The sequence below is a fragment of the Tateyamaria omphalii genome (assembly GCF_019802125.1).
In the GTDB taxonomy this organism is placed as follows: Bacteria; Pseudomonadota; Alphaproteobacteria; order Rhodobacterales; family Rhodobacteraceae; genus Tateyamaria; species Tateyamaria omphalii_B.
In genome coordinates, this window is the sequence record NZ_JAHVHT010000003.1 from 156455 (window position 1) to 171912 (window position 15458).

The 15458-nt window shown below is 58.3% G+C and carries 17 protein-coding genes; 10 read left to right on the top strand and 7 right to left on the bottom strand.

Going from position 1 to position 15458, the window contains the following annotated elements; all coding sequences use genetic code 11:
• Window positions 1–73: 73 nt before the first annotated feature.
• The 6 genes from KUV51_RS13185 to KUV51_RS13210 all read right to left on the bottom strand — a co-directional run bounded on the left by KUV51_RS13185 (window position 74) and on the right by KUV51_RS13210 (window position 4855).
• Window positions 74–1753 carry a bifunctional protein tyrosine phosphatase family protein/NAD(P)/FAD-dependent oxidoreductase gene (locus tag KUV51_RS13185; RefSeq protein WP_222522106.1) on the bottom strand — a complete coding sequence of 560 codons (1680 nt, stop codon included), beginning with the start codon at window positions 1751–1753 and terminating at the stop codon, window positions 74–76.
• Between the two features lie 10 nt (window positions 1754–1763).
• Window positions 1764–2645, bottom strand: coding sequence for an MBL fold metallo-hydrolase (locus KUV51_RS13190; RefSeq protein WP_222522107.1), 882 nt, complete (start codon window positions 2643–2645; stop codon window positions 1764–1766).
• Window positions 2646–2671: 26 nt separating this feature from the next.
• Window positions 2672–3100: a DUF6691 family protein gene (locus tag KUV51_RS13195; RefSeq protein ID WP_222522108.1), complete on the bottom strand. Its 429-nt coding sequence runs from the start codon at window positions 3098–3100 to the stop codon at window positions 2672–2674.
• A 1-nt stretch (window position 3101) separates the two neighbouring features.
• Complete coding sequence (locus KUV51_RS13200; RefSeq protein ID WP_222522109.1) at window positions 3102–3533, bottom strand: YeeE/YedE family protein; 432 nt, start codon at window positions 3531–3533, stop codon at window positions 3102–3104.
• 192 nt (window positions 3534–3725) lie between these two features.
• Window positions 3726–4388: a Crp/Fnr family transcriptional regulator gene (locus KUV51_RS13205; RefSeq protein WP_222522110.1), complete on the bottom strand. Its 663-nt coding sequence runs from the start codon at window positions 4386–4388 to the stop codon at window positions 3726–3728.
• Window positions 4385–4855: an Rrf2 family transcriptional regulator gene (locus KUV51_RS13210; protein WP_222522111.1), complete on the bottom strand. Its 471-nt coding sequence runs from the start codon at window positions 4853–4855 to the stop codon at window positions 4385–4387. Before KUV51_RS13210 ends, KUV51_RS13205 begins: the two co-directional genes overlap by 4 nt.
• 120 nt (window positions 4856–4975) lie before the next feature.
• Between KUV51_RS13210 and KUV51_RS13215 the strand changes: the two genes are divergently transcribed.
• Both KUV51_RS13215 and KUV51_RS13220 read left to right on the top strand, forming a co-directional pair.
• On the top strand, window positions 4976–5614 hold the full coding sequence (locus tag KUV51_RS13215) for a peroxiredoxin (RefSeq protein WP_222522112.1): 639 nt from the start codon (window positions 4976–4978) through the stop codon (window positions 5612–5614).
• A gap of 50 nt (window positions 5615–5664) precedes the next feature.
• Window positions 5665–6096 carry a hypothetical protein gene (locus KUV51_RS13220; RefSeq protein ID WP_222522412.1) on the top strand — a complete coding sequence of 144 codons (432 nt, stop codon included), beginning with the start codon at window positions 5665–5667 and terminating at the stop codon, window positions 6094–6096.
• A gap of 3 nt (window positions 6097–6099) precedes the next feature.
• On the opposite strand, the gene KUV51_RS13225 is transcribed toward KUV51_RS13220, so the two are convergent.
• Window positions 6100–7008 carry a LysR family transcriptional regulator gene (locus KUV51_RS13225; RefSeq protein WP_222522113.1) on the bottom strand — a complete coding sequence of 303 codons (909 nt, stop codon included), beginning with the start codon at window positions 7006–7008 and terminating at the stop codon, window positions 6100–6102.
• A 115-nt stretch (window positions 7009–7123) separates the two neighbouring features.
• Between KUV51_RS13225 and KUV51_RS13230 the strand changes: the two genes are divergently transcribed.
• The 8 genes from KUV51_RS13230 to KUV51_RS13265 are packed head-to-tail and all read left to right on the top strand — an operon-like array spanning window position 7124 to window position 15447.
• On the top strand, window positions 7124–8185 hold the full coding sequence (locus KUV51_RS13230; protein ID WP_222522413.1) for a dipeptidase: 1062 nt from the start codon (window positions 7124–7126) through the stop codon (window positions 8183–8185).
• A gap of 48 nt (window positions 8186–8233) precedes the next feature.
• Complete coding sequence (locus KUV51_RS13235; protein ID WP_222522114.1) at window positions 8234–9829, top strand: ABC transporter substrate-binding protein; 1596 nt, start codon at window positions 8234–8236, stop codon at window positions 9827–9829.
• Window positions 9830–10888, top strand: a complete 1059-nt coding sequence (locus tag KUV51_RS13240; RefSeq protein ID WP_222522115.1) for an ABC transporter permease — start codon at window positions 9830–9832, stop codon at window positions 10886–10888.
• Window positions 10888–11796, top strand: a complete 909-nt coding sequence (gene nikC / locus KUV51_RS13245; RefSeq protein ID WP_222522116.1) for a nickel transporter permease — start codon at window positions 10888–10890, stop codon at window positions 11794–11796. Before KUV51_RS13240 ends, nikC begins: the two co-directional genes overlap by 1 nt.
• Window positions 11796–12653 (top strand): ABC transporter ATP-binding protein, encoded by an 858-nt coding sequence (locus KUV51_RS13250; protein ID WP_222522117.1) that lies wholly within the window; start codon window positions 11796–11798, stop codon window positions 12651–12653. Before nikC ends, KUV51_RS13250 begins: the two co-directional genes overlap by 1 nt.
• The gene (locus KUV51_RS13255) at window positions 12650–13390 is read left to right on the top strand and encodes an ABC transporter ATP-binding protein (RefSeq protein WP_222522118.1); all 741 of its coding nucleotides are present in this window, start codon (window positions 12650–12652) and stop codon (window positions 13388–13390) included. The genes KUV51_RS13250 and KUV51_RS13255 overlap by 4 nt, the downstream gene beginning before the upstream one ends.
• Before the next feature lie 24 nt (window positions 13391–13414).
• Complete coding sequence (locus tag KUV51_RS13260) at window positions 13415–15007, top strand: ABC transporter substrate-binding protein (RefSeq protein ID WP_222522119.1); 1593 nt, start codon at window positions 13415–13417, stop codon at window positions 15005–15007.
• Window positions 15004–15447, top strand: coding sequence for a GAF domain-containing protein (locus KUV51_RS13265; protein WP_222522120.1), 444 nt, complete (start codon window positions 15004–15006; stop codon window positions 15445–15447). Before KUV51_RS13260 ends, KUV51_RS13265 begins: the two co-directional genes overlap by 4 nt.
• Window positions 15448–15458 lie beyond the last annotated feature (11 nt).

Below are 15458 nucleotides of genomic sequence, written 5' to 3' on the forward strand. Positions count from 1 at the left end.
TCCTGTTCGTTCTTGCGCCCGTCCGATCGCAAGGCGTGAAAAAACAGTGCCATGCACATTATTGATAAGCGGTCTATTCAGCCGCGACCTTCAGTTTTTCCGGTTTGGCCATCCATTCCTTCCCCTTGAGCATTGCTTTCCAATAGATCGGCGGCAGCATACGCTCCTTGAGAAACCACGCGAGGCGCGTGGGCTTGGTGCCATCCAGCATCGCCGCCGGGAAACTCGGCTTCAGAACACCACCATAGCCAAATTCGGCCAGAACGATCTTGCCGCGCTCCACGGTCAGGGGACACGAACCATAGCCGTCATAGGCTGCGGTGGGTGAGCGGCCGGAGATGTCGGCTACGATGTTCTCGGCCACCGTTGGTGCCTGTTTGCGCGCGGCCGCTGCGGTCTTGGCGTTGGGCGCGTTCATGACGTCGCCAAGGCTCCAGATGTTGTCATGGCTTGCATGGCGCAGCGTTGCCTGATCCACATCGACCCAGCCGGCGGCATCGGCCAGGGGAGAGACCCGGATGAAATCCGGAGCAACCTGCGGTGGGCAGACATGCAGCATGTCGAAGTCGACGGTTGTGCTCTCAGGTTCTGTGTCCGGCTTGGCGATCCTGAACGTCGCTGTTTTCGCAACGCCATCCACCGAGACCAGGTTGTGAAAGAAGTTGAGCGTCGCGTCGTACTTGTCGACGTATCGTTCAAGCGCAGGCACGTAATCCTTTACGCCGAACAACACGCCACCCGCATTCATGAACTGTATGTCGATGTCCTTCAGGCGACCGTTGCGGACCCACGCATCACCAGACAGGTACATCGCTTTTTGCGGCGCGCCTGCGCATTTGATCGGCATCGGCGGCTGGGTGAAGATCGCACGACCTTCCTTCAGCTCTTGCACGAGCTGCCAGGTATAGGGGGCAAGGTCGTATCGGTAGTTCGACGTCACGCCATTGCGGCCCAGCGTGTCTTCCAGACCTTCAACCGCTTCCCAATCCAGTTTTAGACCGGGGCAGACGACCAGCCGGTCGTACTTCACCACACGGCACCCATCCAGGATCACCGCATTGTCTGCAGGCTCGAACGCAGCCACGGCAGCTTGGATCCACCTCACCCCGCGCGGAATGAGGGACCCCATTGTCTTGGCGGTTTGACTGGCTTCAAAGATACCGCCGCCGACCATCGTCCAACCGGGTTGATAGTAGTGGATGTCAGCCGGGTCGATGATCGCGATCGACACGTTCGATGTTCGAGCCTGCAGACTGGCGGCAACGGCCACGCCTCCGGCCCCGCCGCCAACGATCACGACGTCGTACTTTGCATCGCCCATGTCCGTCGGAGTTTTGCCGCCATTGGCAATCCGCCTGGCAACACCGTTCATATCATATCCGGCGGCTTTCGTGGCGGCGAGAATCTCGGGTATCGGGCGCTTCTTGCTCTCGTGAAAGGACCACAAGGTGGCAGAGCGTGTACCGGTCCGACAATAGGCGAGCACTGGGCGCGGCACGTCGTCAAGTGCGGCGCCAAAAGCAGCGACATCCGCATCCTTCACCATGCCGGTTTGCACCGGTACGTAGGCCGTCTTGATGTCCATGGCCTGCGCAGCCGCATCAATCTCTTCAAAGCTGGGCTGATCAGCGCCTTCGCCATCCGGGCGGTTGCATATGATGGCTCGAAATCCGGCTTCCCTGATCGCTGGCAGATCCTGCGCCGTGATCTGAGGGCTGACGGACGTCTTTTCTGTAATTCTCCTGATATCCATCTGCCCGACCTCAAAGACCGTTTACGGGCACTTTGAGCATTGGCTTGCCGTCCTTGTCGGTCGGCACCTCGCCTGCGCGCATGTTCACCTGCAAAGAAGGAATGATCAGTTTGGGCATCGCCAATTGGGCGTCCCGCTCGGTTCGGAACTTGACGAAGTCGTCCTTTGACTTGCCGCCGCCCACATGGATGTTGTGTGCCTTCTCCTCGCCAACGGTCGTCTCCCAGGCAATGTCGCGGCCGTTCGGTCCGTAGTCGTGGCACATGAACAGGCGCATATCGTCGGGCAAGCTCAGAACCTTCTGGATGCTGTCGTAAAGAACACCGGCATCACCGCCCGGGAAATCGGCCCGGGCAGAACCGCCATCGGGCATAAACAGGGTGTCGCCGGTGAATGCCGCGTTGCCCATGACATGGACCATGCAGGCGGGGGTATGTCCCGGCGTATACATGGCAAAAGCCTGCATATTGCCGATTGTGTAGGTGTCACCATCCTCGAAAAGCGCATCGAACTGAGAGCCGTCGCGCTGGAATTCGGTGCCTTCGTTGAAGACTTTTCCGAACGTGTCCTGCACCACCATGATCTTCGATCCGATGCCGATCTGACCGCCCAGCTTTTGCTGAATGTATGGGGCCGCGCTCAGGTGGTCGGCATGGACATGGGTTTCGATGATCCATTCCAGCGTCAAACCCCGGGTTTCGATCTGTTGGATCAAGGTATCGGCATGTTCGTATGTGATCCGCCCGGCGGCGTAATCTATGTCCATCACGCTATCAACGATGGCACAAGCACTCGATGTCGGATCTTTGACGATGTAGCTGATCGTATTCGTGGTCTCGTCAAAGAACGCTTGCACGTCAGGTTTGACGGACATGTTGACGGGGTAAGTCATGGCTTTTCTCCTCCAAGGTACTCGGATCAGGATGTGGCCTTTGCCGGGTCGCCATGCCAAAGGCGACGCAGGTAGAAACCGCCCGTGACGGACACCAAAAACAGGGCAACTTCCCACCGGCCGGTGCCAAGCGCCGGGATGGCCGCGCCCGGGCAGAAGCCTGCGATGCCCCAACCGACACCGAACAGGGCCGAGCCTCCGACCAGTCTGGCGTCAATATTGCTTGTGGTAGGGACCTGAAATCGCGCTTCGAACAACGGCGCCTTTCGGCGCCACACCAGCCGGTATCCGATGAAAGTGACGATCAAGGCACCACCCATGACGAACGCCAAGCTGGGGTCCCAGGTACCGGCCAAGTCAAAGAAGTTCAGCACTTTGGCCGGGTCCATCATCCCGGACAGGGCAATGCCTGTGCCAAACACCAAACCGGTCAGAAGGGCAAATAGATGCTTCATATCAGGCTCCCAGGGCGTGGCGGATCACGAAGACGGTGATCGCGGCTGTCAGCATGAAGGTGGGCACGGCAACAAGCGAACGGACCGACAGGCGCGAAAGGCCACAAACCCCATGGCCGGATGTGCAGCCGGACCCCAGGCTCGCACCGAATCCGACGATAACGCCACCAACGACAATCATGGCCGGGCTTACGGGAACGGTGAGCGCTGGCATCGCTCCGGTCACAGCAAAGATCAGGATGGGAGAGAGCACCATGCCAAGGACGACGGCCAGCCGCCATGACATCTCCTCCCGGGCTTCTGCGAAAATCGTGCCTGACAGAATGCCCGTCGCCCCGAAGATGCGCCCGAGGCCAAGCATCAGGAGAACGGCGCCAAGACCGATCATCAGACCGCCACCAAACGAGGCAAAGGGTGTGAACTCTGTTTCCATCACCCTACTCCTTGCCGTTTTCACGGTCTGAGATCGTGTACGTCACGAAGGCCATCACGGCGCAATGAGTGCAATCACGGGTTCCGGCATTGGCAGCCATCTTGTTCTCCCATCCAATGACTTGGAGAACAGATATAACTTTGGTCCCACGCCTTCAGTGACATTGTCACCCAACATGCAAAAACTTGAATGCTAATCGGCCGCGGCAATATCGCGGAGCGCGGGTTTGTCGAGCAGGGCTATGCGGCCGCGGGACTGCGCGATCAACTCCCGTTTCTGGAAGTCCTGCAAAATGCGGCTGACGACTTCACGTGCGGTGCCAAGCTCACTTGCCAGATGCTGGTGCGTTGCGGAGACCTCTTTGAAGTCACCGGCGAGCGCAAGAAGACGCGCCGCCAGCCGCACATCCATCTGTCCAAAAGCAACATCATCAACGACGCGCAGCAGATCAATCAAACGCCGGGAATATGCAGCAAAGACAAACGCGCGAAATGCATCTTCTTCGGCCACGAGACGATCAAACGCTGCTTTAGGCAGCGCTATCGCGGTGATGTCCGTCTCTGCTATGCCCTCGGCGTTGTATGCTTCTTCCGCCAGCATGCAAGCTGTTGTGAGAACGCAGCTTTCGCCTGCATCCACACGATAGAGTACAATGTCTCGCCCGACGTCAGAGCGTTGAACGACGCGGATACGTCCTTCGTATAGAAAGAAAAGGCTGTCCGGCACATTCAGTGGGCCAAAGACCTGCGTCCCTTCTGCCATGTGAGTTATGCGGGCAACCTTGAGCAACCTGTCGCGGACCGCGCGGGGCAGCTGGGCAGTGCCCTGGAAACGTTCTGTCCAGTCCCCGATCATCGTGCTTTGCGTACCGGTGCGACAATACCCTCTTCCAATGGTGCGATACGCGCCAACAGATCGCTTCGGTTGGAAGCTATGTCGGCCAGTGTAAGGTCGTCGAGCACCGCCATGAATGCCTGTGTCGCCTCTCGAAGGGCTCGGGACAACTTGCATATGCCGATGAGGGGGCAGGTGTTGCTGTCCGGGTTGAAACATTCGACAACGGTCAGCGGCCCCTCGGTCAAGCGGACAACATCGCCGATAATGATGTCTTCGGCAGGCCTTGCCAGGCGAAAACCGCCATGTCGGCCACGATGGGTGACCACATATCCTGCCAAACCCAGTTCATGCACGATCTTCACGATATGAGGGCGCGCAAGACCATGCACCCGTACAACGTCGTCAACACGGATCAGATCCGGGGTTTTCAGCGCCGCCAGTTGCAAGGATCGCAGAGCGAAATTCGTATAGGATTTCAGTTTCAAATGACGACCCGGATTTAAAATTACATGCTGAATATATCTTTTTTGAGGTTGGGTGACAATGTCACTGAACTGCCCACGGGATCATCTTAGCTGAAGTTGGCACATCCGAAGGAGAGCTGCATGACACTTCTGCTTGGCGACACCGTTCCCGACTTCAAGGCGGACACCACGACCGGTCCGATTTCCTTTCACGACTGGATTGGCACGGATTGGGTATTCTTCTTCAGTCATCCGGCTGATTTCACCCCTGTTTGCACAACCGAGATGGGCCGGACCGCGCAGTTGGCGGAAGACTTCGTGCAACGCGGTATGAAGCCGATTGGCCTGAGCACAGATGGTGTTGAAGAACACCTGAAGTGGATCGAAGACGTCAACGACACCCAGAATACGACACTTCGGTTTCCCATTGTCGCTGATCCGGAGTTCAGGATCGCAAAGCTCTACGAGATGATCCACCCCGGAGAGGCGCAAAATGCGGCCGTTCGCTCCGTATTCATCATCGACCCTGACAAGAAGCTTCGCCTGTCGATGACCTATCCGATGAGCGTCGGGCGCAACTTTGATGAAGTGCTGCGTGTCATTGATGCCTTGCAGACGGGGGATGCCAAGGGCGTGGCCCTGCCAGCCGATTGGCGTCCGGGTGACCGCGCAATCATTCCGCCGTCACTGTCGGACGAAGAGGCCTTGGTGAAGTTTCCTCAGGGTTTTGAGACCACCCGATCCTACCTGCGCACCGTGGATCTGGGGGGCGAGCAGTGAAACGAGATACTCCAAGCCCGCGCAAGACCACCACTCAGGAGAAGAAACTGATGAAAAAGGCCGTGTTTGCATTTGCCTCTGCACTTGGGCTGGCTGCGCCAGCACTTGCCGAAGATGTGCCGACCCTCGTTACCATTCTATCGTCGGACGAACCGCAGACCCAACTGATGAGCATGGTATTGACCATGCAGTCGATCCAGCAGGGATCTAACGCACATGTATTGCTGTGCGGCCCTGCCGGTGATCTTGCCCTTAAGGAAGCGCCCGCTTCGGCAACCGCGCCGCAAGAGCCGCGCGGCGTGAGCCCGCAGGGACTGATGCAAAACATCATGGAAAGCGGCGCCAAGGTCGAAGTCTGTGCACTCTACCTACCGAACAAAGGTGTGGGTGCAGACGCGCTGCTGGACGGGGTCACAGCAGCCAAGCCAAATGAAATGGCGGCCCGCATGCTGGCTCCGAACACGCGGATCATGTCGCAATAGGTTTCAGGTAGGTTCCGTGAAAGGCGTCCGCGTCGTGTGAAGTCTGAGATGCCGAATAAACGCGCGCGCTATGGCTGGTGTCGGCTTGTGATCGGAGGTGACAAAATAGGTTCGGTATTCGATAGGAGAGGCAAATCTTCGAAACTCCACGTCCCCGGCGCGGTATTGTGCAACGGGAAACGGGTTGATCACAGTGACGCCAAGCCCTGTCTGTGCAAGGTCGACCGCCGCAAATGACGTAGAGGCCTCGGCCACGATCCTCGGAATGCTCCGGCTGGTTGTCAGCACCTTTTCAAGTTGCGCGCGTCTGGAATGCCGACGGCTGAGCGCAATCAAGGGCTGGTCATGCAAATCCTTGGGCTCAATTGTTTCCAATTGCGTCAACGGATGTCCCTTGGGCATCGCGCACGCGGCTTCAGAGTGTCGGTATGGTGTCAGCTTTATCCCTTCACGGGTCAGGTCGATGCCCGACACGCCAAGATCCGACCTGTCATCCTGAATACGCCTGATGACATCTTCAGATGATGTGACTTCCAAGCTTACGAAGAAATGTGGGTTTGCTTGCAGAAAGGTTGCCACGTGACCGACCAAGAACCGATGCGCATATGTTGGCGGCGCAGTCAGCCGCAGGGTTTCCTGGGTTGGTTCTATTGGCCCATCGATACGATCCAATGCTTCGAACAAGGGATCGAGTCTTCGGTTGAGCTGTGTCGCCTCGAATGTCGGGCGCAAACGTCCTCCGTCACGCTCAAAGAGTATGCGTCCAAGCCGCGCTTCCAATGACGAAATGGACCGGCTGATGGCCGATTGTGACAGTCCCAATCGAAGCGCCGCCTTTGACGTGGTGCCGCTTTCCATCAGCGCCCGGAGCGCCTCGTACTCGGGCAAACTGTGCCAGGTCCGTCCAGCCATCAAAGTCTCTGCAATAAGGTCATCAGTCTATGAAGTATTATCATATACATAATCATAGCCCATGAGAATTTATGACGTACAGTGGACAGGCTTCCGCTATTTTCAGGACAACTTCATGGGGCTTTCGACCCAGCCAGCCATTTTCGACGGTCACAACGACGTTTTGCTGAAGCTCTTCCGGGCAGGGCGATCATCCGTTTCCGACGGCTTTCTGACCGGCGGTGACGGCGCGATTACCTTGCCCTCGGCCCAGGTTGGCGGCTTTGGCGGCGGCTTTTTTGCGGTCTTCGTACCGTCTCCGATGGATGTCGACGACAAGTTCGAGGAGATGACCAGGGACAAGTATGATTTGCCGTTGCCTGACCCCATCGCTTGGGAAGATGCTTTTCCAGTTGTGATGTCGCAGGCCGCCATCTTGTTCGAACTGGAGGAACAGGGCGCGCTGACAGTCTGCCGCTCTGCCGCGGACATTCGCGCTTGCCTTGCCTCGGGAAAAATCGCTGCGATCTTTCATATTGAAGGAGCGGAAGCGATTGATCCCGAGCTCGATACGCTTGACGTTCTGTATCAGGCTGGCCTTCGCTCGATCGGCCCGGTCTGGAGCCGCCCCACTATATTTGGACATGGCGTGCCTTTCCGCTTTCCGAGCACGCCTGACACGGGTCCGGGTCTGACGGATCACGGCCTGCGATTGATCCGGCGATGCAATCAGTTGGGCATCATGGTCGATCTTTCGCATTTGAACGAAGCTGGCTTCTGGGATGTGGCAAGGCATTCGGACAAGCCGCTTGTGGCTACCCACTCCAATGTACACGCCATTTGCCCCCATTCGCGGAACCTGACGGACAAGCAGCTTGCGGCGATTGCCGAAAGTGGTGGTATGGTGGGGTTGAACTTTGCCGTGGCGTTCCTGCGCACGGACGGCAAGATGCTCCCCGACGTCCCGTTGGAGCAGATGGTCCGTCATCTGGACCACTTGATCGAGACGCTCGGTGAGGATTGCGTCGGTTTTGGCTCGGACTACGACGGCGCGATTGTGCCTGAACCGCTTACTTCCAGTGCCGGGCTGCCAAAATTGCGGGCGACCATGCGCCAGCACGGCTATGACGACGCACTTATGACGAAACTCTGCCAGGGAAACTGGCTTAGGGTCTTGGAAAAAACCTGGGGTGGATAACCCGGGCATAAAACCAACTATTTTTTGACAACAGAGGAACAGACCAAAATGAATACCTTTGCACGATTGCTGTCTGGCGCCGCTATCGGCCTTGCCGTCAGCATGACATCCTTTGCCGCTGTGGCAGAGACACCGGCGAACATGCTGGTGATCGCACATCGGATCGACGACATCACAACAATTGACCCGGCCGAGAGCTTTGAATTTGCTGGTTCAGACATCAGCCGCAACGTCTATGGCCGTCTGGTCAGCCTTGATCCCAACGATCTGGCCGCCGGATACAAACCTGACCTCGCCACAAGCTGGGAAGTCTCCGAGGACGGTAAGACCATCACCTTCACCATGCGCGAGGGGGTGACGTTCCACTCGGGCAATCCGGTGACAGCTGAAGACGCTGCATTCTCGCTGCAACGCGCGGTGATCCTGAACAAGACGCCTGCCTTCATCCTGACCCAGTTCGGTTTCACAGCCGAAAACGCGACCGAGACGATCCGCGCCGAAGGCGGCAAACTGATGATCACGACTGACAAGCGCTATGCGACGTCCTTTGTGCTCAACTGTCTGACGGCGACCATCGGCGCCATTGTCGACAAGGAAACCGTCATGGCCAATGAGGTCGATGGCGACATGGGCAACGAGTGGCTCAAGACCAACTCGGCGGGTTCAGGCCCCTACAAGTTGGACAGCTGGAAGCCAAATGAAAGCGTTACGCTGTCGTCCAACCCTGACTACTATGGCGGTGCGCCCGCGATGGAGCGCGTTATCGTGCGCCACGTCATCGAAAGCGCTTCGCAGCGGCTGTTGCTGGAGCGCGGTGATGTCGACATCGCACGCAACCTCAACCCCGAGGATATCGCGGGTGCATCGCAAGCCGAGGGTGTGAAGATCGAGGACGAGCTCAAGGGCCGTCTGATGTACATCGCCCTGAACCAGAAGCACCCCGAACTGTCCAAACCCGAAGTGCGGCAGGCCTTCAAATACCTGATCGATTACGAGGGTATGCGCGACAGCTTCCTGAAGGGGCAGTACACGATCCACCAGAACTTCCTGCCTGCGACCTATCTGGGCGCGTCCGAGGAAAACCCGTTCTCCTACAATATTGAGAAGGCCAAGGAACTGCTGGCGGCCGCGGGTGTCGAAGACCTCGAGATTGAAATCGGGGTGCGCGAAGCCCAGGAGCGGATCGAGATCGGCCAGAGCTTTCAGAATGCAGCCGCCCAGGCCGGGATCAAGGTCAACATAACGGTCGGCACAGCCAAGCAGATCCTTGCGCGTTACCGTGCGCGCGAGCTCGATGTCTATCTCGGTGCCTGGGGCCCGGACTATCCTGATCCGCAAACGAATGCAGGCACGTTTGCTTATAACCCCGACAACTCCGACGCAGCCAACGCCACCGGTCTTCTGGCCTGGCGCAACAGCTGGGACACGGGTGGTTTGACGGAAAAGGTTGACGCCGCGGTGGTCGAGAATGACCGCGATATGCGCATCCAGATGTATCAAGACATACAGGCAGAGTTCCGCGAAACCTCGCCATTTGTCATCATGTTCCAGCAAATCGAACAATCGGCTCTGCGGGACAACGTGATCGACTGGTCGACCGGTCAGGCCGTTACTTCTGCCGCGTACTGGCAGGTCACAAAGTAAATGGCCCTTACCGAAGGCAGTGGGAAGGGGCGCGAACGCGCGTCCCTTCCTCCCTGGATTAAGACGACCGCCCTGACCATCGGCTCTATTGCGATGACGATGTTGGGGCTTTTGTTCGTGACGTTCATCATCGGTCGCGTGATGCCGATTGACCCCGTCCTTGCCATCGTGGGCGAGCGTGCATCGCAATCGACCTACGATGCGGTGTTTCTGGAACTGGGGCTCGACAAACCGCTGGTCGTCCAATTCGGCTACTACATCTGGGACGTGCTGCACCTCGATTTCGGCACATCGCTGTTGAACGCCAGGCCTGTGTCCGAAGACATTGCGCGCGTTTTCCCTGCAACGCTCGAGCTTGCAACTTTGGGCATTGTTATCGGGATCGTGATCGGCGTGCCGCTTGGCGTGATTGCCGCTGCGCGCAAGGGATCATGGATAGACCAGGTTGCCCGCGTGTTGGCGCTGGTCGGATATTCCATGCCGATTTTCTGGTTGGGCCTGATGGGTTTGCTCATTTTCTACGGCATCCTCGGTTGGGTCGGCGGGCCTGGTCGCGTTGGCATATTCTATGTCGATGTGGTGCCCAGCGTGACTGGAATGATCCTTGTGGATGCAGCGCTGGACGGCAATTGGGACGTTTTCAAGAACGCCTTCAGTCACATCATCCTGCCTGCGTCCTTGCTGGGGTATTTCTCGCTCGCTTACATCAGCCGGATGACGCGGTCGTTCATGCTGGAGCAGCTGAGTGCGGAATACATCACCACGGCGCGGGTCAAGGGCATGTCCGAATGGGATGTGATCTGGAAACACGCGTTTAAGAATATCCGCGTGCAATTGATTACCGTCATTGCGCTCAGCTACGCCAACCTGCTGGAAGGATCGGTGCTGACCGAGATCATCTTTTCCTGGCCGGGCATCGGAAGCTACATCACCACCGCGCTTCTTAGCGCTGACATGAACGCCGTCCTCGGTGGCACGGTCGTTGTCGGGCTGATCTTTATCCTGCTCAACATCCTATCCGACCTGCTCTACAAGGTCTTTGACCCGAGGGCGAAGTGATGGCGGAACGGACCCTTCGGCAGTGGCTGCTGACCGACACACCCACATCACGCCGACACGCCAAACTGTCGGCGCTCTATCAGGGCTGGCTTGCGTTCCGATCCAACACGATGGCGATGGTAGGCTTGTGCATCCTGTTGGCCCTCGTGTTGATCGCCATGGCTGCACCGCTGCTGGCGCCGCACGATCCGTTCGTGCAGAACCTCGGCAACCGGTTGGCCCCGCTTGGGTCAGAGGGGCACCTTCTTGGCACAGATAGCCTGGGCCGCGATATCCTCTCTCGCCTGATCTATGGCGCGCGGATCACGCTTTACATAGTGGCGCTTGTGGCCCTGATTGCCCCGGTGGTTGGCCTTCTGGTCGGGACCGTTTCGGGATATGTCGGCGGTTGGGTCGACATCGTGCTGATGCGGATCACGGACATCTTCCTTGCCTTCCCGCGCCTTGTGCTGGCACTGGCCTTTGTCGCAGCACTGGGGGCCGGCATCGAAAATGCCGTCATCGCCATCTCGCTGACCGCCTGGCCCCCTTACGCCCGTATCGCGCGGGCGGAGACGCTGACGATCCGGTCATCAGACTACATCTCTGCCATCAAGCTGCAGGGGGCAGGGGGGTTGAGGATCATCACCAAGCATATCTGGCCTCTCTGTATCTCGTCTTTGATCGTTCGCGTCACTCTCGACATGGCCGGGATCATCCTCGCTGCCGCGGGTCTCGGCTTCCTCGGCCTTGGTGCACAACCGCCGAGCCCTGAGTGGGGTGCCATGATCTCCGAAGGGCGCCGTTTCATCCTCGACCACTGGTGGGTCGCCACCATGCCCGGTCTTGCGATTTTCATAGTGTCGCTTGCCTTCAACCTTCTGGGCGATGGCCTGCGCGACGTGCTCGACCCCAAGGCAGGTGAGTGATGGATACGCTTCTCGATATCGAAAACCTATGGGTCAAGTTCCCGACCCGGCAGGGTATCTTTGATGCTGTGCGTGGTGTCTCGTTCACACTGGGACGCGAACGGCTTGGCATTGTTGGCGAAAGCGGGTCTGGCAAGTCGATGACCGGGCGCGCCATCTTGCGCCTGATCCGTCCCCCCGGCATGGTCGAGGCAGATCATATCAATCTGGACGGCGTGGACCTGCTGCAAAAGTCCGAAAAGGCGATGCGCGAGGTGCGGGGCGAACGCATCTCGATGGTCATGCAGGACCCCAAGTTCTCGCTCAACCCGGTGATGACGATCGGGGACCAGATCATCGAGGCGTACCGGCTGCACAGCACCGCTTCCAAATCCGAAGCGCGGACCAAGGCGCTCGAGATGCTCGAGGCCGTGTCCATCCGCAATCCAGAGCGCGTCATGCGCGCGTATCCACACGAGATGTCGGGGGGCATGGGGCAACGGATCATGATCGCGATGATGCTGATCCCGAACCCCGAAATCCTGATCGCGGACGAACCGACCTCTGCTCTCGACGTGTCTGTACAGCGCCAGGTGCTCGACATCATGGACAAGCTGGTCAAGGAGCGCGGCATGGGACTGATCTTCATCAGCCATGACCTCAACCTTGTAGCGGACTTTTGCGACCGGGTCCTGATCATGTATGCGGGCCGGATTGTCGAAGTCTGCGACGCGGACAAGCTGCATGATGCGCAGCACCCCTATACGCGCGGATTGCTGAACTCCCTGCCACGGCTCGACACGCCGCGCGACCGTTTGGACGTCCTGACCCGCGACCCGGCCTGGTCCGACACGCCCAGTGTGAGTGGCCGCTTATGACCATGCTGAGCATTGAAAAACTGAACGTGTGGTTCGGCACGGGAAGGGACCGCGTGGACGCGGTCAAAGCGGCCTCCTTCGATGTCGGGGCCGGAGAGAGCTTTGGTCTTGTCGGCGAAAGCGGGTCCGGAAAGTCGACCATTCTCCGTGCGATCACAGGTCTTGCTCCGACCTGGTCGGGTCGGATCACTGTCGACGGTCGTGCTATCGAAAGGACGCGCCCGCGTGCCTTCTACAAGCAAGTGCAGATGGTGTTTCAGGACCCCTATGCATCCCTCCATCCGCGCCATTCCGTCGATGCGGTGCTGGGGGAGACACTGCAATTGCATGGGTTCAAAGACATTGACGCCCGCGTGGTGCGCCTCTTGGACGATGTCGGATTGGGGCAGAAGTTTCGCTTTCGCTATCCGCATCAATTGTCGGGCGGGCAGCGCCAGCGGGTGGCAATCGCACGCGCATTGGCGCCGGAACCGCAGCTTCTGCTGCTGGACGAACCGACCTCGGCACTGGATGTTTCCGTGCAGGCTGAGATTCTCAACCTGCTTGCCGATCTGCGACAGGAACATGGTCTGACCTACCTCATGGTGTCGCACGACCTCAGTGTTGTTGGTCACATGTGTGACCGGCTGGCCGTGATGAAGGACGGCGAGATCGTCGAGATCATGAATGTCGCAGCCTTGCGGGCGATGCAGGCTACGCATCCATATTCACAGCACTTGCTTCAGGCGTCGGTCTGAGGCGCAATTCAACAGGGGGAATTCATGTATCAATTCAAGAACAGTCTCTTGGCAGCGGCCACCGCCAGTCTTATCGCCGTGATGCCGCTCTACGCCCAGACGCCGAACAATATGTTGGTCGTAGCGCAGAATATCGACGACATCGTGACCATCGACCCTGCGTCGGCTTACGAATTCAGCTCGGGCGAATACGTCGCCAATACGTACGACACTTTGGTACGTTATGATGCTTTGGACACAACGGTTCTGGCGCCTGCACTCGCCACCGACTGGGAGGTCGATGCCGCGGCGAAAACGGTCACCTTCACTCTGCGCGATGATGTGACGTTCCACTCCGGCAACCCGTTGCGGGGTGAGGATGTCGTGGGATCGTGGACACGCGTGGTGTCACTCGACAAGGCGCCAGCATTCATCCTGACCCAACTCGGCTGGACCCCCGAAAACATCGAAGACATGGTAACCGCGGACGGCAATACAGTGACCGTGAAGTACGAGGGTGACTTTGCCCCGTCCTTTGTGTTGAACGTTCTGGCTGCGCGACCTGCCTCCATCGTGGACATGGCAACCGTCATGGCCAACGAGGTGGACGGCGACATGGGACACGCATGGATGAACAGGAATTCGGCCGGGACGGGACCCTTCAGCCTTGGCACCTATCGCCCGGCGGACATCCTGTCACTTGATGCCAATGCCGACTACTACCAAGGCGCTCCTGCCATGGAGCGGGTTGTGATCCAACATAATCCTGAAGGGGCCACACAGCGTCTTCAGCTTGAGGCCGGCGACGTCGATATGGCCAAAAACCTGGACCCAGGTCAGATCGCAGGGCTTGCCGACGTGGACGGCGTTCGTGTTGAAACCTATCCGCAAGCGGCGGTCCACTGGGTGTCTTTCAACCAGAAAACCGAGAGCCTGACAGATCCTGCCGTTTGGGAAGCAGCACGCTATCTGGTGGACTACGAGGGCATGGCCGACGGTATGCTCAAAGGTCAGATGAAGGTGCACCAGGCCTTCTGGCCTGACGGTTTCCCGGGTGCGTTGACCGAAACACCCTTTGGCTTCGATCCTGAAAAAGCCAAGCAAATCCTTGCGGATGCAGGGGTGGAGACACCGATCAACGTGACCATGGATGTGATCTCTGCGCCGACTTTCGTCGAGATGGCACAAGCGTTGCAGGCGTCCTTTGCCCAAGGCGGGATCAATCTGGAAATTGTGCCCGGCACAGGCGCCCAAGTGATCACGAAGTACCGCGCCCGCACGCATGAGGCGATGATGCTGTACTGGGGCCCGGATTTCATGGACCCGCATTCAAACGCCAAGGCGTTCGCGTTCAACGCGGACAACTCGGACGACAAGTACGCCTCGACGACAACGTGGCGGAATGCATGGATGCCACCGGCAGAGATGAACGAAAAGACGATGGCGGCACTGGCGGAACAGGATGCTGACAAGCGCTTGACCATGTATCTGGAACTGCAGCAGGAGACGCAGGCCGAAGCACCCTTTGTCATCATGTTTCAGGCCATCAAGCAGGTGGCCATGCGCGACAACGTTCAGGGCTTCGTGAACGGCGCCACATCCGACTATGTGTTCTACCGATTGGTCGAGAAGGAATGAACGAAACCCTGTCCCCCGATGCATTATTTGCCGATCTGCACAAGGCTGTCGGGGGGCGTCTGTTTACCGTAACAGTTCTCGACCGAGGCGCCGGGCTTGCGCGGCGCATCTATACGTCGGACCCCGACGCCTATCCCGTCTCTGGGACCAAGCCCATGTCTCAGGGCGCGTGGACCGACATGGTGATCGAGCGCGGCGAAACCTTTGTCGCGAACACGGTTGCCGAATTCGCCGTCTACTTCGGGGATCATGCGTTGATCGAAAGCCTTGGCTGTCAGTCCGCCCTCAATGTTCCCGTTGTCGATGGTCAGGTCATCGGAACGGTGAATGTTCTGGATCAAGAACACTATTTCACACCCCAGCGGGTCGAAGATGTTCAAAGGGCCGTTCTGGAACGACACGATGATTTGATTGCCGTTCTGCACCACGTGATGCGGTAGCGCCTGCGTCA

Coding starts and splice junctions, on each gene's coding strand:
- KUV51_RS13185 (WP_222522106.1), bottom strand. CDS start 1,753: ATGGATATCAGGAGAATTACAGAAAAGACGTCCGTCAGCCCTCAGATC.
- KUV51_RS13190 (WP_222522107.1), bottom strand. CDS start 2,645: ATGACTTACCCCGTCAACATGTCCGTCAAACCTGACGTGCAAGCGTTC.
- KUV51_RS13195 (WP_222522108.1), bottom strand. CDS start 3,100: ATGAAGCATCTATTTGCCCTTCTGACCGGTTTGGTGTTTGGCACAGGC.
- KUV51_RS13200 (WP_222522109.1), bottom strand. CDS start 3,533: ATGGAAACAGAGTTCACACCCTTTGCCTCGTTTGGTGGCGGTCTGATG.
- KUV51_RS13205 (WP_222522110.1), bottom strand. CDS start 4,388: ATGATCGGGGACTGGACAGAACGTTTCCAGGGCACTGCCCAGCTGCCC.
- KUV51_RS13215 (WP_222522112.1), top strand. CDS start 4,976: ATGACACTTCTGCTTGGCGACACCGTTCCCGACTTCAAGGCGGACACC.
- KUV51_RS13220 (WP_222522412.1), top strand. CDS start 5,665: ATGAAAAAGGCCGTGTTTGCATTTGCCTCTGCACTTGGGCTGGCTGCG.
- KUV51_RS13225 (WP_222522113.1), bottom strand. CDS start 7,008: ATGGCTGGACGGACCTGGCACAGTTTGCCCGAGTACGAGGCGCTCCGG.
- KUV51_RS13230 (WP_222522413.1), top strand. CDS start 7,124: ATGGGGCTTTCGACCCAGCCAGCCATTTTCGACGGTCACAACGACGTT.
- KUV51_RS13235 (WP_222522114.1), top strand. CDS start 8,234: ATGAATACCTTTGCACGATTGCTGTCTGGCGCCGCTATCGGCCTTGCC.
- KUV51_RS13240 (WP_222522115.1), top strand. CDS start 9,830: ATGGCCCTTACCGAAGGCAGTGGGAAGGGGCGCGAACGCGCGTCCCTT.
- nikC (WP_222522116.1), top strand. CDS start 10,888: ATGGCGGAACGGACCCTTCGGCAGTGGCTGCTGACCGACACACCCACA.
- KUV51_RS13250 (WP_222522117.1), top strand. CDS start 11,796: ATGGATACGCTTCTCGATATCGAAAACCTATGGGTCAAGTTCCCGACC.
- KUV51_RS13255 (WP_222522118.1), top strand. CDS start 12,650: ATGACCATGCTGAGCATTGAAAAACTGAACGTGTGGTTCGGCACGGGA.
- KUV51_RS13260 (WP_222522119.1), top strand. CDS start 13,415: ATGTATCAATTCAAGAACAGTCTCTTGGCAGCGGCCACCGCCAGTCTT.
- KUV51_RS13265 (WP_222522120.1), top strand. CDS start 15,004: ATGAACGAAACCCTGTCCCCCGATGCATTATTTGCCGATCTGCACAAG.